Source organism: Nitrospinota bacterium, from assembly GCA_016235255.1.
Lineage (GTDB): Bacteria > Nitrospinota_A > UBA7883 > UBA7883 > JACRLM01 > JACRLM01.
In genome coordinates this window covers 1-15,504 of the sequence record JACRLM010000020.1, presented here as the reverse complement: position 1 = coordinate 15,504, position 15,504 = coordinate 1, and the positions used below count along the sequence as shown (strand labels likewise).

Here is a 15,504-nt window from a genome sequence, read left to right as displayed (position 1 = left end):
GCTCTGCACACAGGCCACAGCCCGCTTGCGCAACTGCGTCAATGTCTTACTATCAAGCCCGCGCCCATCTGTATTCTTCATGGACTACAGCGTAACGCATATATCCACTTATGTCAATACTATTATGAGACGGTTAATATAAGCGGCGGCAGGAACCGTCACGGCCTGTTTTTTGTCCATCTTGCGTTGGAAAAAATATTAAAGGCGCATGTATGCAAATTCACCAATGACATTCCGCCCAAAAGCCACAATATAATCAAGTTGGCGGAGTTGGCCGGCATCGAACTTACCGGCCAGCAAAAAGCCGATTTCAATATTATCAACGGCTTCAATATTGAAGGAAGATACGCGGAGGAATTGCAGCCTCCGCCGACAAAAGAGCAGGCCGCCATTTATTTCAAGAAAGCGGAGGAGATTTTCCGATGGCTGACGCGGCTGTTGTAGAAAACATCAGGAAATACCTGCGCGACCTCAACGATGGGGGCATGGAAGTCCGTTTCGGCGTACTTTTCGGTTCGTTCGCCCGAGGCGAGGAACATGAATGGAGCGATATAGACCTGCTGGTGGTGTCTCCGCGCTTTGACGGCAAATTCGAAAGGGAAGAAGTTGACAAGCTTTGGGCCACCACGATAAATAGCGACATCAGGATAGAGCCGATTCCGTGCGGCGACAGGATGTGGATAGAGGACGATTCCAGCCTGATAGTGGAAGTGGCCCGCCGTGAGGGCCAAGTCATCTCCATTTGACCCGCCTTGGTGCTATAATTCTTCCATGTAACATTTTCGGGAGTCCATCATGTTTTCCGGCTCTTGGGTCGCTGTCGTAACGCCGTTTAACAATAACGCGGTTGACGAGGCCGCCCTGGCGGACCTTGTGAACTGGCACGTGGAAAAGGGGACCAACGGCATCGTGGCCGTCGGCACCACCGGGGAATCGCCCACCCTGTCGCACGAGGAGCATCACAAGGTTGTCGAAATCTGCGTGAAAGCGGCCAACAAGCGCATTCCGGTGATGGCGGGGACGGGCTCAAACTCCACGGACGAGGCGATAGACCTGACCGCCCACGCAAAAAAGGCCGGGGCGGACGCGGTGCTACTGGTCAATCCGTATTACAACAAGCCGACGCAGGAAGGGCTGTACCGGCATTACATGGCGATAGCCGACGCGGTGGACATCCCCCAGATCGTGTACAACATCCCCGGCAGGACGGGAGGGAAGATAGAGACCTCCACCATGGCAAGGCTGGCCACCCACCCGAATATCGTGGGATTAAAGGACGCATGCGGCGATCTTGCTTATACATCCGAGATCATCTCGCGCACGAGCTCCGATTTCTCCGTGCTCTCCGGCGACGACGGGCTGACGCTGCCCATGATGTCCATCGGGGCCAAGGGAGTGATCTCGGTGGCGGCGAACGTTGTGCCGGACAAGATCGCGGCGTTGACGGCGGCGGCGCTGGCCGGGGACTTTGGCGCGGCCCGCGAGATACATTATTCGATGTGGGACCTGATGAACTCCATGTTCTACGAGACAAACCCGATCCCGGTGAAAACGGCGCTGGCCATGATGGGGAGGATACGGGAGGAGTTCCGCCTGCCGCTATGCCAAATGGGGCAGGCGAACAGGGAACGGCTGCAGACTGTGATGCAAAAGTGCGGACTGCTGGCCGAAGAGGCCGCGCGGGCCTGAAGCAAACGCAAGGAGAGATAAACGCGATGGCGAAAATAGTGGTGACAGGCTGCGCCGGCAAGATGGGGCGCAGGATAGTGAACGTGATAGAGGACACCGATGGCGCCGTGTTGGCTGGCGGCACGGAGGCGCCGGGAAGCCCCTTTGCCGGGCAGGACGTGGGGGACGTGGCTGGTATCGGCCATAAGGGCGCGGCAATATCCACGAGCCTGAAGGAGATCATCGCCGGATGCGACGCGGTCATAGATTTTTCCGTCCCGGCCGCCTCGCTGGACCACTTCCATATCGCGGCCGAGGCGGGCAAGGCCATCGTGATCGGCACCACGGGATTTAATGAGGAGCACTGGAAGACTTTCGAGTCCATGGCCAAGAGCTGCCGTGCGGTGATCGCCCCGAACATGAGCGTCGGGGTGAACGTGCTTTTCAAGCTCGTGCGGGACGCGGCGCGGATCATGGGGCAGACGTACGACATAGAGATGTTCGAGATGCACCATAACCAGAAGGTGGACTCCCCCTCCGGCACCGCCGTGAAGCTGGCGGAGATCGCCGCCGGGGCCGTGGGGAGGGACTTGAAGAAGGTGGGCGTTTTCGGCCGCGAGGGGCAGATCGGCAAACGAAAGCCCGAGGAGATCGGCGTGATGACTCTTCGCGGCGGCGACGTGGTGGGGGAGCATACCGTGATGTTCGCCGGGACGGGCGAGCGGGTGGAGCTTACCCACAGGGCCTGGTCGCGCGACAACTTCGCCATGGGCGCCGTGCGCGCGGCCATGTGGATAGTAAAGCAGCCCAACGGAATATACGACATGCAGGACGTTTTGGGGTTGAAGTAAAATATGACATCACAAAACGCGGCGGCGGCGTCCATATTCGAAGCGGTGGAGACCATCGCGCAAAACGCCCGCAAGGCTTCACGTCCGCTGGCGGACGTTTCCACCGTGGTGAAGAACAACGCGCTTACGGCCATGGCCAAGGCTCTTGTTGATCAGAGCGGCAAGATAATCTCCGCCAACGCAAAGGACATGGCCCAAGGGGCGGATAACGGCCTTACCAAAGCCATGCTCGACAGGCTCAAGCTGGACGAGAAGCGGATCAAGGCGATGGCGGACGGACTGATCGAAGTGGCGGCGCTCCCCGACCCCGTGGGGGAAGTGACAGAGATGAAACGCCGGCCAAACGGCATAATGGTGGGGCGCATGCGCGTCCCTCTCGGCGTTGTGGGAATCATTTACGAGTCCCGCCCAAACGTGACGGCGGACACGGCGGCGCTTTGCCTGAAATCTGGCAACGCGGTGGTTCTGCGCGGCGGCTCGGAGGCGATCCATTCAAACCGCGCCATCGCGGAGATCCTTTCGGCCACTGCCTGTGATGCGGGGATTCCCGAAAACGCCATCCAGCTTATTCCCATGACGGACCGGGAGGCGGTGCTGGCGATGCTGAAAATGGAAAAGCATATAGACATAATCATCCCCCGGGGCGGATACGAACTTATAAGGTTCGTCACGGAGAACTCTCTTATCCCCGTGATCAAACACGACAAGGGGGTGTGCCACGTGTATGTGGACCGCGCGGCGGACCTTGCGATGGCGGACAAAATATTGTTCAACTCCAAAGTCCAGCGCCCCGGCGTGTGCAACGCGGCGGAGACGCTGCTTGTGCATGAGGCCGTGGCGGACAAATTCCTGCCTATGATTGCGAAAACGCTTGGGGAGGCCAAGGTGGAATTGCGCGGCTGCGAGAGGACGCGGAAAATCATTCCTTCGGCCAAACAGGCCGCGGAGGAAGATTGGGGCGAGGAGTATCTCGACCTTATCCTGGCCGTTCGCGTCGTCAAAAGTTTCGACGAGGCGCTCGACCATATCGCAAAATACGGCTCCGGCCATACCGAGGCGATAATCACAAACGACTACCGGACGGCCCAGGAGTTTTTGCGCAAGGTGGACTCGTCGGCGGTGATGGTGAACGCATCGACGAGGTTCAACGACGGCGGGCAGTTCGGGCTCGGCGCGGAGGTGGGCATATCCACCCAGAAGCTTCATGCCCGCGGGCCCATGGGGCTTGTGGAACTTACGTCACTTAAGTTCATCGTGTACGGCGATGGGCAGGTGCGCCAATAGCCCTTCCGGAGTACAATAATCATTATAGATAAACGCCTGTTTGCGGCGGAGCTCCCATGAAGATCGGAGTGTTTGGCGGATCGTTTAACCCGGTCCACCTCGGGCATCTGGCGGCGGCCAGTGAAGTGGCGTTCAAAACTGGCCTTTCCCAGGTTCATTTCGTGGTGGCCGGGCGGCACCCGTTAAAGGACGATGGCTCACTGCTGGACGCGGGCCACCGTTTCCGCATGGTGGAGCTTGCCCTGGAAAGCAATCCCGATTTCACCGCCAGCCGCGTGGAGGTGGACAGGCCCGGCCCCTGTTACACGATAGACACCATGCGCACTTTCCGCGAGATGTACGGCGGCGACGTTCATTTTATCCTCGGCCAAGACGCCATGGAGGACGTGGGGTCCTGGAACTCCGCGCTGGCGCTTTTAAAGACGGTGAATTTTATCGTTGTCAGCCGCCCCGGTTACGACTCCTCGGCGCTGATGGACGTGCTGCAGGGGGTGGCGTCGGTGAAGTACAAAAACCTGAAGTTCATCGAACTTGGGCGCAGCGTGGACGGGACGCTGGAGACCATAGGAGTGGAAGGGGCGCCCTCCACCATAAGGATCGTGCGGATCACGCCGCTGGACATATCTTCTTCGGACATCAGGAGGAGGATGGCCTCCGGCAGGCCGATAAAGTATCTTGTGCCGGAAGCTGTGGAGAGGTATCTTAGAAGTGAAGGGTTGTACAATCAGGACAAGCCCGGGTAAAGGAGAAAGTTGGCGCCCAAAGCGCCGTGGATATGACGTTAAAAGAAAAAGCTTCGTTGTGCTATAATTCGGCGCTGTCCAAAAAGGCGCTGGAAGTCTCGGTTTTGGACGTGCGCGGCCTGTCTGATGTGGCCGATGTTTTTTTGATAGCGGGCGCCACCTCGCGCCAGCACGCGCAGACCATCGTTTCGGCGGTGGAGGACGCGTTGCGGGACGCCGGGCAGAAAGGCTATCACGTGGAGGGCTATCAGAACGCCCGGTGGGCGCTGATAGACGCGGGCGACGTTATCGTGCACGTGTTCACGGAAGAGACGAGGGAATATTACGGGTTGGACAGGCTCTGGGGAGACGCGGAGCCTTTAAAGCTCAATGGCAAATAGGCCAAGACCTCCTGATTTAATAGAAACGGACCATGGAAAAAAGAGAGCTTGAAAAATTCCGCGAGACATTGGCGGACATGCAGCGGAAGATAATGGGGGACTTCGAGCGGGCGGTGGAATCGTCCTCGGAGGAGTTCGGCGGGGAACTGCCGGACATCAACGACGACGCCAGCCGCGCGGTCAACCGGCGCATCATGCTGGAGTTATCCGACAAGAACCACAACACCCTTGTGCAGATCGCCGAGGCGCTCGACAGGATAGAGTCCGGCGAGTACGGCAAGTGCTCCGAGTGCGGCGAGGACATCCCGGGAAAACGGCTGGAGCTTCTGCCTTTCGCCACGCATTGCGTCAAATGCAAGGAGAAGATGGAGAAGGAGGTTTGACCTTCCGCAGGTTGCCATGCCAATAAGGCTGACCGTACTTCTCGCCACGGTCCTGACAGCGTTCCTGTACCTCACGTTCTACAATTCCACTTCCATCAATTTCACCCTTTATCCGGGCCATTCGTTCGAAACGCCGGTGTCCGTGCCGATGCTCGCGTCGTTTTTCACCGGGGTGGTGTCGGTGTTCATCCTTTACCTGTATGACGCCGTGGCCGAATCCTTCGGCGTGATGAAGCGCAACGCGATCAGGAAAAGGGATCGCCGCGCCCGGGAGCTTTACGAGGACGGGCAAGACAGGCTCAATACCGGAGACAGGCGCGGGGCCGAAAAGCTTTTCTTAAAGACTCTGGCCCACAATCCCGGCCATGTCCCGGCCATGATCTCCCTTGGCGCAATCAAACGGGAGGATGGGGACATCGAGGAGGCGGTGCGGCTGCATTCAATGGCGCGCGCCGCCGCTTCGGACAATGTAACAGCGCTCATGGAACTTGCGCAGGACTACACCGCCAGCGGACAGAGCTATGCGGCCCTTGCGTTGCTGCGCGAGGCGCGGATCAAGGCGGGCCGGGCAATCGCCCCGCTTGAGCGGATAAGGGAGCTCCTGCTAAAGGCCGGGGACATCCAGGGGGCGCTGGAGGCGCAAAAGGACATCGCGGCGCTTTCCACTTCCGATAAAGCGGTGGAGGAGCGGAGCATGCTGGCGGCGCTGATGTACGAATCTGCGCTGGCGTCGGAGAACAAGGGACTGCTCGAAGAGGCCAAAGAGGGGCTCAAAGGGGCGCTCCTGAACGACGGGGGCTTCATCCCCGCGTACCTGAAGCTGTCCGGACTGCAGGAGTTCACCGGGGATCATAAGGAGATGGCCAGGACTCTGGAGAAAGGTTATAAGGCCACCCGTTCCGTGATCCTTCTCAAGGCGCTGGTGGACGCGCTTACGGAGGCGGGGGAAGGGGACAAAGCCGCCGGGATGATCGGCTGGGGGCTGGAGTCGTCGCCGGCGGAGGATATCCTGCGGCTGTTTTTGGCGGATGTTCACATGCGATCCGGAAAATTTCCGGAGGCGCGGCGTGAGATGGAAAAGCTGGAAGGCAAATACGCGGACACGGCGATCTATCACCTTATAGAGGGGAAAATCCGCGCGGGGGAACGCAACGTGGACTGGGCGGTCAAATCGCTGGACGAGGCGTACAAAATGGAATCAGAGAGCCTGTTCCATTTCTCCTGCTCATCGTGCGGGCATGTGGCCGTTCAATACGAGGGGAAATGCCCGAAGTGCGGCGGGTGGAACACCCTTTCGGCGGTGATGTACTAGGCTGATCCCTCGCGCACGATCATCTTTCCGTGCTCCCGGCTGTTCTCGATAAAAATCTTGTTGTTGTTCACGCCCGCCACGATGGAGCCTGCCACATAAAGGCCCGGCACGTTCGTCTCCAGCGTCGCCGGATCGCATTGCGGAGCTTGCGTTATCTCGTCAATGTCCACCCCGCACGATTGCAACAGACCCGTGTCCGGATGATAGCCTGTGAGGGCGAAAACAAAATCGGCGGCGATTTCCATGGATTCTCCGGTGGCGCTGTTTTGCGCCGTCACGCTCTTTGATGAAATGAAAGTGACGGCGGTGTTGAACATCGCCTTTATCTGCCCCGTCTCCACCCTTTTTTCGATGTCGGGCCGCACCCAGTATTTCACCGAATCCGAAATGGCCGGGCCGCGATGGATAATCGTCACCCGCGCCCCCGCCCGCCAGAACGAAAGGGCCGCCTCCACCGCCGAGTTCTTCGCGCCGATCACCGCCACATCCCTGCCCCGGAACGGGTGCGCCTCGCCGTAATAATGCGAAACGTGGGGCATATGCTCCCCCGGGACTTTAAGCATGTTCGGGTTGTCATAATACCCGGTGGCGAAGATAACTTTGGCCGCCTTGTAATCCTTCCACTCGCTGGCGGCGGTTATAGTGCGGACGTGGAAAACGCCGTCCGTTTTCGTAACCTCCTCCACCTTCTCGAAAGTGTTTATGTTCAGGGCGTAATGATCCGCCACGGCGGCGTAGTACTTTAAAACTTCGACGCGGCTTGGGCGGAACGAAGGGGAGACGAACACGAGATCGGCGATTTGAAGCAGGTCGGGGGTGGAGAAAAATGTGATGTCCGCCGGGAAATGGAAGATGGAGTTGACCAGGCAACCCTTGTCCACAACAAGGTACGAAGCCCCCTTTTTCGCCGCCTCTATGGCGCAGGCCAGCCCAGCGGGTCCCGCGCCGATGATAAGATAGTCGAGCAAAAGCGTCACTCCATATAGAGGGACAATTCTATGGCGGATGGGGCGGAGGGGCAAGGAAAGCTTGTGGCGATGGATTTCCGCTCGGCAATTGCCGCCAGAATGGCGGCGTTACATTGGAGTGGCCGCCTGACCACGGTCTTGAACGCCTTTTTCCAGCACCCTCCCCAAACCCCTCCCCTCAAGGGAATGGTGGTTTTCGCGACGATATGCCAGTTGTGCAAAGGTCTTCTTTTATTGGCGAGGTTTTCACCGTCCCCCCGGTCATTTGCCCATGGCCTGCTTGATGACAGCCAGGTTTTTCTTTTCCAGATCGGCGTCCTTGAGAGTGATCACCAGCGGGAAATTTTTCCTGACCCCTTTGATAGTAAGCTCGAAGTTCAGGCTTTTCCCCTTGTTGTACGGGCTACCCCAGAAGGCGTTGACGCTGAACATCCCCGATCCGGCGTAATCGGGATTTCCGTATTTGAGCCGCATATAGGTGTAAATCGGCTCCGGATTTTGAGGAGTGTCGTAGTTTTTTGTCTCCTGGACGAAAAAAAGCCGTGAACCCAACTTGGGCGAAGTGAACCGGAGGGTCAATCCATGGAAATAGGCGCTATAGCCGGCCACGAATCCATTGGCGGTCTTTGATTCGTCCACAAGAATTTCCGGTTTTGCCTTCCGGGCCTCTTCCAGCGTCATTCCCAGCTTGAAACCGTGAAAATCGAACGATCCTGCGTCCGCCAACGCCATGGCAGGCAGCGTTCCCGCGAAAATGATTAGCGCCGCCAATGCTGCCAGATATTTAAAGTATGACAAAGCCGCCGTCCTCCCCTCTGAAACTCAGCACGGCCACGCCGCCGGGCTCAATATTTATCACCATGCCGTAAGTGTAATCGAATTCGCCGGCGGGCCTGTTCGAATCACGCATTTCCACTTTGATCGTATGTTTTCCGGCCGTCACCTCCAGCTTCTCATGAACATACACAGGCATGTCCCTGTTAATTCCGTTTGGATGGATTTCACGCGACATCACCGCCGCGCCGTCCACCCATACTTTCAGCCCGAGCGATACCCTGCTCCGGCTCCCGCATTCCGTGTCCGGCCGCCTCATATGCTTTTGCTTTTGTCCGGCTTTTTCCCTGAAAGCATTCAGTTCCGCCTCATCGCACATGTGTTCCCGTTGAGTCACTTTTTTTAAAGAGATGACCAGCGCGGCCTCATTATCCGCGCTGAAAGTGTGCGCCGGCATGGTGGAGAAATAATATATCAGCGCCATCGGAGCCAAAAGGATCACCGCCCCGGCCAGCGAAAGCCTGTGTTCCCTCATTATCCGCCGCTCCTTTCATCCGGTCCCGGCTCGTCCTGTGACGGGTCTTTGACGCTGTCGAAAAACTTCTCGATGTCCATCATAAGCTTGGCCACCTCCAGGGGCGACACCAGGAACACCTTTAGGAAGCGGTCTTTCATCTCCTCTACAAGGAATGTGGACGGATAAGGATTGACGGAGTCCTTTATCCGGCGGCGCGCCTCGCGGTAATGGCAGTCCAGCCCCCTGCATCCCACCACCACGACTCCCTTTGCACCGGCCTTGTGGCAATGGTCCACTATTATCGGGCTGATGATCCCGATGCACGGGATCACCATAACGGCGGCGCCATCCACGGACACGAGCCCCCTGCCGTCTTCCGTCAGCACCCCGTCAAAATCAATGCTCCGCTCACACATGAACACAAGACCGGTGGATTTTGCGCCGCCATCCGCGGCAGGCGCCATGAGGGCCACGATTTTGTCCTGAAGCGAGCTTTTGCTCCAGCCGTCCATGGTCACCGCGGAGAACTCGCACGCCGTCACGCAGAACCCGCATTCGGCGCATCTCTCCGGAGACACGCTCACCTGCATGTCATACGGCGCCCCGTCGGTCCGGGGCTCTATGTTCACCGCCTCGAACGGGCACGCTTCAAAGCACAAAGAGCATCCGCGGCATTTACCGGTGTCCACCTCGATCTTCCCCTGCGGCAGGGCGGGGGTTGGATCTCCGGCCCCGCGCCGTTTGCGCCCCTCCCTTATAATCCACGGCATGGCGGCCAGAATGGCCAGTAATCCGCCGCCGATGAGCCACATCCCGGAAGCTGGAATCGCAAACCTGCTCATAAGGTAATAAGGGATGAAGTAAAACCAGTCCATCTCCACGGTCCCGAACAGCGATCCCAGATCAGCCGGGGCCATGCTGGTGGCCGGTTTGATCAGCGATAAGGCCACAAGCCCCGTCATAATGACAACGCCGACTTGCTTTGGGGGATTGATCAGAGGCTTTGCGATCCGGACGCAATGTATCCACGCCAGCGCCAGCAGGCCGCCGGTGAGCGTCATGTGAAGGTACAGGATCACGAAAAAGATGATGTAGCGCAACGACCCTTCCGTCAGGAACGAGCGGGACACAGGCTCGACTATTACAGGGATGGCGTCTATCCACTCCGCCGTGAGCTGGGCGATCATCTGCCCTCTTTTGTCCCACACCAGGAAATAGCCGGTGGTCCCCTCTATCCAGACAGGGAGCAGTATCGCCACCCCCGACACCCACGCCACCCATCTGTACTTTCGGAACCTGTCCGAGAAGAGCACCTGCAGCATGTGCAGGAAAATGACTATCACAAGCCCGTCGGAGGCGTACCGGTGCAGGGAGCGGATGAGCCCGCCTATGTGGAACTGTTTTTCGGAGATGGTACGCACCGACTCGTACGCCCCGTCCGACGTGGGGACGTAAAACCACCACAGATAGACCCCCGTTGCGATGACTATCCAGAGAAGGAAAAAAGAGACCGCGCCCAGAAAATAAAAAGGATTGAGCGAAGGGGTGAAAATCCTGTTGAGCCATTCCTGGACTTTTATCAGGATAATGTTGCCCGGCCTTAAAATCCACGGTATGAATTTGCGCGAACCGGCCTTTTCCCGCGCCACCGGAGATGGTTTGCCGCTTTGCACGTCCATTGCAGTTAAGGCGCTTCTTTGAGCGCGGCCAGGTTTCGCTCGTGTCCCCCCGGGTGCGAGTGAAAAAGCGATGATATGAGTTTGCGCGGAACTCCCCTGAAATAGTAGCCGAGCGTCCCGAACACCAGAAGGTACTGCAAAGCCCACTGGACCACAAGAAAGCCCGAAAGCTTGTAGGTTTTCGTCAACGGATCGTAGGCCGAGCAGGAGAGCATGATGGAGTTGAACGCTCCGGCAAGCCTGCTGGTTATCACAAAAGAACCGGAGATGGCGGCCCGCGCCGCGCTTTCAACTTCCTTCGGATCGTAATCAACACCGTAAAAATGCCGCAACACCACCCCGTCCGGCCCGATGAGGGTGAGCCTGTTCATATGGTCGAACCCGTTCACGGCTTTGTTATAGTCGAATCCCAGGTCCTTAACGATCATGTCCACCGTTTCCCTGTCCGCCGTGGCGAAAATCCAGTTGTCCGCGCCGTTGGAGAATCCGAAACCGTATTCTTTGAGCCGGGCCGGCGAATCGCTCTGCGTGTCCAGCGTGATGGACAGGACTGTCATCTTTCCCATCACCGATGGATCGATCCGCCCCCGCAGGTTCTTTATGCTCTGGTTGATAAGGTGGCATGGGCCGTTGCAGTCAATATACATAAAGCTTATCAGGATCGGCGAGCCTTTTAACTTGTAGAGCGGGAAATACTCGCCGTCATGATCCAGCAGGCGGTAGTTGCCCATCGTCCTGCCAAGCGCCCCTTCCGACCGCGCAAGGACGGGATCCACCTTTGGCGTCGCCGCTCCTGAATCGCCGGAAAGCGTGACGCAGGCCATGGCGATGAGCAACGCGGCCAACGGCCACGGGAGGCGGTTTAATGCCCCCCGTGGCTTTTGCTGAACCGGACACATCATTCCCTCCGCGCCTTTAACCCAGCTTCCAGATTTCCGAAAGGAACTTCCAGTTCATGAAGTAGTACACCACAAAGGTGGCGAAAAAGATCATGATGATCACGAACGTCCCCTTGGGCTGGTGTTCGGGTCTTTCTTCCTCTGACATGGAATGTCCTCCCTGTTACGCGTTTATCTTCTTGCCCAGCAGCAGCGTCCCCACCGCCACGATGACGAACATGGCCCCGCCGATGGACACGACCACGCCGGAAATGCCCATTATGGCCACACCCAGATCGGCCATGGCGCCGAAGTTCACCTGGAACGGCGCCAATGATCCTGTCATGTCCCACTGCCTGCGCGAAACACCGAATGTCCCGGCCCACATCATCGTAAGGCAGAAGACGTAAAGCCCGAGCCCGTAAACGAAAGGTTGCGCCTTGGCCAGCCCGGCGAACGCCAGCTCCCGCCTGAATATGAGAGGCAGCAGTTTGTATGTGAGCCCCATGAAAGCCAGCGTGGTGCCGGCCACCACCGTTCCGTGGAAATGCCCCGGCGCGTACAGCGTGTTATGGAACAGTATGGAAAGCTGCTCCGTTCCCATTATGACGCCGGTTATGCCGCCAAGGAACCCGAAGCCCACGATGGAAAGCGCCAGCGCCGAGAAAGACGGATCGCCCCACGGCGCTTTCTTGAGCCATTCGAACAGCCCCTTGGTGTATCCCTTCTTGCGCAGGCCCACTTCAATGGCCGCCGGGACGGAATACGCGTGGATCATGCTGGCCAGCACCGCCATGTGCATGAAGTAGCCGGTGTTCCAGCTTTTATGCGCGGCTGAAAGGCCCGGGTCCGTGAGCAGATGGTGCTCGGACGCGATATCAATGAAGAAAATGTACAGCGCGAAGGCGATGCGCGACACCTTTTCGTTCACAGGCTTGGCGCCCACTGTCAGCGCGCCCAGCCCATACCACACCGCCACCATTGCGCACACGTTGATCTGCTGGCTGGAATGGCCGAAGCCCCAGAACAGCAGCCGGTATGTCTCCGCGTCCATCATCGGGACCACCCCCAACGCCCACAGCCACGTGGGTATCATGGTCATGGCGCCGTGGGCCAGCGTTATGATGGCGATGATGGCCGCCGCCGTCGCTCCGTACACCACCAATGGGACGGAGCCTTCATAGGTCTTGTCCCTCTTGGCGATCATCAGCGTGGCGAAGAACACCACGCAGCCGACGATGGCCCCCACCGCGAACAGGATCACCCCCAGGTAATAGAACTGGTCCGCCTTCAGGGGCACGTAGGAAGTGAACATCACGTCCGCGTTGCCGATGACGATCTCCACCGCCGCCATTGCCGCCCCCACTAACATGAGGCCGTATTGCAGCCACCCCGCCCATGGCGCAGCCAGCCTGCTGTTCAGCAGGATCGCCGCGCAGAAATACAGTATCGCCATCTCGAAAAAGATTATCCACGCCACCAGCATCGCTATGCCGTGGAGCGTAAGGAGCCGGTAAAACCACTCGTCGTTGAGGATATGCACCGCCTGCCACCTGGTGAGGGCCATCAAAAGGCCAAGTATCCCCCCGACGAGCAGGAACACTATGGCCGTGACCGCGTTCACCTTTATCAGAAGTTCCGCCGGCAGGTGGACCTTCAGCCCCGTGGTGGGGCATGTCCTGAAGTCAGCCGCTTGTGTGACCATGATCCGTCTCCCTTCAGGATTCAACGTAAATCCTGCCGATCATCGTGTGATGGCCGATGCCGCAGAATTCGTTGCAGATTATCGTGTATTCCCCGGCCTTGGTCGGGGTTATCAAAAGCCAGTTGTCATACCCTGGCACCACCTGGAAGTTGAAGTTCATCGGGAACACGGAAAGCCCGTGGTTCACGTCCACCGACGACAGGTGAAGGTTGTACTGCTTGCCAGTTTTAAGCTTGAGGATCGGGTCCCACGACCATTGGCGGGAGCGAAGGAAGATGTCCGCCCCGGCGGGAGGCGCCACCACAGGGATCCCCTTTTCCTCCCCGACCTTGTATTTTTCAATGAACGCGTCCGTCAGCCTCTCAAAATCGGCGGCATACATCTTGGCGTAGCGCGAGGAGGCGTTCTGCTCCCCGGTGAGGTGCCAGTACGGCATGAACCCCGTGAGGAACATGCACCAGATAAGCGCCAATGTTATCCATATCTTTTCGTCCCGGTGGAGCGGCGAGTCCCACCAGTGTTTTTCCGGCGAAGTCAGGCTCATGATCCACCCCCCCCTATTTACCGACCAAGGTTGAATATTGGACGCTGCTGATCTCTATCAGGCCCCAGACTGTGTAAGAGATGAACATGATTGCAGCGCTCAGAAAGAACAGCAGGAAAACGTCGTCAAAGAACAGTTGCCAGCCCGATACAGGTTTGTCCACTTTTTCATCCGGCGCCATAATACCCTCCCTGTTTAAGAGTGGAAGAGACCCCTGTCGCTCCCATGTCCGCCTGGCGGCGGCCACCACAATGGATAGTGGCCTGGGAACGCTAATTCATGTATTTAATGTACGCCTTACGGGAGCGCTAAAGTATGATTAAAGTCATAGCGGGGGACATACGGCGTTACCCGGGGCGGTGCGCGGAAAGACTGGTCACATCTGGTGGAAAAGATGCGCGTATTGCCTGCTTGCGGTTATATGCCCCGCCACGCATTTGAGCTTCAGGGAAAGCGCGCCGGACGGCATGCGGGTGGCGCTTTCCACCCATCGTATGTTGATGATGGCGTTGCGGTGGACGCGCCAGAACAGTCCCGGATCCAGCTCCGCTTCCATGGTTTTTAGCGGGCTTCTGATAAGCGCCTCCCCGTCCGCAAGGCGCACCACGGTGTATTTGTCCTCCGAACGGAAATATACGACGTCGTCCACATGGATCATGCGCACCGATGCTCCGGACTGCGCCCGCACCCACTGCAGCCAGCTTTTGGGAGCGGCCAGCCTTGCGGCCACCTGTTCTATGGCCTGGGCGAAAATATCCGAATTACCTTTCGCCGCAGTCTTGAGCCTTGACACGGTCTTTTCAAGCCGTTCTTCCGTCACCGGTTTGAGAATGTAGTCAACAGCGTATTGTTCGAACGCTTCCACAGCGTACTGGTCGTATGCGGTGACGAAGACGATATGGCAGCCGTTCATCCGCCGGGCGATTTCCATCCCCGATTTGCCGGGCATGCGGATGTCCAGGAATGCGATGTCCGGCTTATGTTCTTCAAACATCGCCAGCGCCTCCGCCCCGTTCCCTGCCATGGCGCAAATTTCCAGCTCCGGCCACAGCTTTTTGAGGGTCCGCGCAAGATGCCCGCGCAGTTCCTTCTCGTCCTCGGCGATCAATGCCCGCGTCATTTTTCCCTCGGAACGATTATTTCCGCGGTCACCCCGCCGTCCGGCCCGCCGCAAAGCGAAAACCGCCCGCGTTCCGCGTACAGCGAGTTCACCCGCGACCGGACGTTCACCAGCCCAAATCCATCGGCCACGCCGGAGGTGAATCCTATACCGTTGTCGGCGACGGTCAGCCGGACATGCCCGTTCTCCTCCCTGGCGGTGACCTCTATTTTGCCCCCCCTGATTTTCGGCTCCACTCCGTGCTTGACGGCGTTCTCCACCAGCGGTTGCAGGAGCATGGGAGGGAGAGGGAAAGTCATCAGACCATCGTCCACATGGATGGAGTATTCCAGCCTGCCGCTTAAACGGACCTTCTGGATGTCCAGATAGGCGCGCAGAAGCTCCACCTCCTGTTTTAGCGAAACTTCCGTGTCGCGGCTGCGGGCCAGGGACGAACGCAGGTATTTTATGAAATTCTCCAGCATGGCCGAGGCGGTATTCGGGTCGGTCTCTATCAGGCTGTGGACATTGGCCAGGGTGTTATACAGGAAATGAGGTTCGATCTGGGCCTGCAGGGTCTTTATTAACCGTCTCATAATAATATAGACATTATTATATATGTATCAAGCCGCGTATTTCGTCGTTTCGCCGTTGAAGTACGATATCACCAGGTCCGGTGATTTCTGGACACGCCGCATATGACTTATCACCGCGCCCTT

The 15,504-nt window shown here is 58.0% G+C and carries 18 protein-coding genes and 1 pseudogene; 9 read left to right on the top strand and 10 right to left on the bottom strand.

Features of this window, described 5'->3' with window-relative positions; genetic code table 11:
- The 9 genes from HZB29_02270 to HZB29_02230 form a co-directional block, all read left to right on the top strand.
- Positions 1-444 (top strand): HEPN domain-containing protein (locus HZB29_02270; protein ID MBI5814418.1); only part of this gene is annotated, 444 nt, incomplete at its 5' end.
- Positions 423-746, top strand: coding sequence for a nucleotidyltransferase domain-containing protein (locus tag HZB29_02265; GenBank protein MBI5814417.1), 324 nt, complete (start codon positions 423-425; stop codon positions 744-746). The genes HZB29_02270 and HZB29_02265, both read left to right, overlap by 22 nt.
- Positions 747-795: 49 nt before the next feature.
- A complete protein-coding gene (locus HZB29_02260) occupies positions 796-1,689 on the top strand; it encodes a 4-hydroxy-tetrahydrodipicolinate synthase (protein MBI5814416.1) in 894 nt (297 codons plus the stop codon).
- A gap of 26 nt (positions 1,690-1,715) precedes the next feature.
- Positions 1,716-2,519: a 4-hydroxy-tetrahydrodipicolinate reductase gene (locus tag HZB29_02255; protein MBI5814415.1), complete on the top strand. Its 804-nt coding sequence runs from the start codon at positions 1,716-1,718 to the stop codon at positions 2,517-2,519.
- 3 nt (positions 2,520-2,522) lie between these two features.
- Positions 2,523-3,803: a glutamate-5-semialdehyde dehydrogenase gene (locus HZB29_02250; protein MBI5814414.1), complete on the top strand. Its 1,281-nt coding sequence runs from the start codon at positions 2,523-2,525 to the stop codon at positions 3,801-3,803.
- A gap of 56 nt (positions 3,804-3,859) precedes the next feature.
- On the top strand, positions 3,860-4,546 hold the full coding sequence (locus tag HZB29_02245; protein MBI5814413.1) for a nicotinate-nucleotide adenylyltransferase: 687 nt from the start codon (positions 3,860-3,862) through the stop codon (positions 4,544-4,546).
- A 32-nt stretch (positions 4,547-4,578) separates the two neighbouring features.
- The gene (rsfS, locus tag HZB29_02240; GenBank protein MBI5814412.1) at positions 4,579-4,926 is read left to right on the top strand and encodes a ribosome silencing factor; all 348 of its coding nucleotides are present in this window, start codon (positions 4,579-4,581) and stop codon (positions 4,924-4,926) included.
- 32 nt (positions 4,927-4,958) lie between these two features.
- Positions 4,959-5,309 carry a TraR/DksA family transcriptional regulator gene (locus HZB29_02235; GenBank protein ID MBI5814411.1) on the top strand — a complete coding sequence of 117 codons (351 nt, stop codon included), beginning with the start codon at positions 4,959-4,961 and terminating at the stop codon, positions 5,307-5,309.
- Positions 5,310-5,325: 16 nt separating this feature from the next.
- Positions 5,326-6,621 carry a hypothetical protein gene (locus HZB29_02230; GenBank protein ID MBI5814410.1) on the top strand — a complete coding sequence of 432 codons (1,296 nt, stop codon included), beginning with the start codon at positions 5,326-5,328 and terminating at the stop codon, positions 6,619-6,621.
- On the opposite strand, the gene ypdA is transcribed toward HZB29_02230, so the two are convergent.
- From ypdA to HZB29_02180, 10 genes and pseudogenes are all read right to left on the bottom strand, one after another.
- The gene (gene ypdA, locus HZB29_02225) at positions 6,618-7,598 is read right to left on the bottom strand and encodes a YpdA family putative bacillithiol disulfide reductase (protein ID MBI5814409.1); all 981 of its coding nucleotides are present in this window, start codon (positions 7,596-7,598) and stop codon (positions 6,618-6,620) included. The two genes, HZB29_02230 and ypdA, sit on opposite strands and share 4 nt — an antisense overlap.
- A 252-nt stretch (positions 7,599-7,850) precedes the next feature.
- Entirely contained in the window at positions 7,851-8,387 is a 537-nt protein-coding gene (locus tag HZB29_02220; protein ID MBI5814408.1) for a hypothetical protein, read from the bottom strand.
- Positions 8,374-8,898 carry a hypothetical protein gene (locus tag HZB29_02215; protein ID MBI5814407.1) on the bottom strand — a complete coding sequence of 175 codons (525 nt, stop codon included), beginning with the start codon at positions 8,896-8,898 and terminating at the stop codon, positions 8,374-8,376. Before HZB29_02215 ends, HZB29_02220 begins: the two co-directional genes overlap by 14 nt.
- Positions 8,898-10,559, bottom strand: coding sequence for a cytochrome b N-terminal domain-containing protein (locus HZB29_02210; protein MBI5814406.1), 1,662 nt, complete (start codon positions 10,557-10,559; stop codon positions 8,898-8,900). Before HZB29_02210 ends, HZB29_02215 begins: the two co-directional genes overlap by 1 nt.
- Before the next feature lie 5 nt (positions 10,560-10,564).
- Entirely contained in the window at positions 10,565-11,461 is an 897-nt protein-coding gene (locus HZB29_02205; protein ID MBI5814405.1) for an SCO family protein, read from the bottom strand.
- Positions 11,462-11,474: 13 nt separating this feature from the next.
- Positions 11,475-13,142 (bottom strand): annotated as a pseudogene (locus HZB29_02200) (cbb3-type cytochrome c oxidase subunit I).
- Positions 13,143-13,155: 13 nt separating this feature from the next.
- Positions 13,156-13,686, bottom strand: a complete 531-nt coding sequence (locus HZB29_02195; protein MBI5814404.1) for a cytochrome C oxidase subunit II — start codon at positions 13,684-13,686, stop codon at positions 13,156-13,158.
- A 13-nt stretch (positions 13,687-13,699) separates the two neighbouring features.
- Complete coding sequence (locus HZB29_02190; GenBank protein ID MBI5814403.1) at positions 13,700-13,867, bottom strand: hypothetical protein; 168 nt, start codon at positions 13,865-13,867, stop codon at positions 13,700-13,702.
- Positions 13,868-14,062: 195 nt separating this feature from the next.
- A complete protein-coding gene (locus tag HZB29_02185) occupies positions 14,063-14,806 on the bottom strand; it encodes a response regulator transcription factor (GenBank protein MBI5814402.1) in 744 nt (247 codons plus the stop codon).
- Entirely contained in the window at positions 14,803-15,381 is a 579-nt protein-coding gene (locus HZB29_02180) for a histidine kinase (GenBank protein ID MBI5814401.1), read from the bottom strand. Before HZB29_02180 ends, HZB29_02185 begins: the two co-directional genes overlap by 4 nt.
- Between the last annotated feature and the right edge of the window lie 123 nt (positions 15,382-15,504).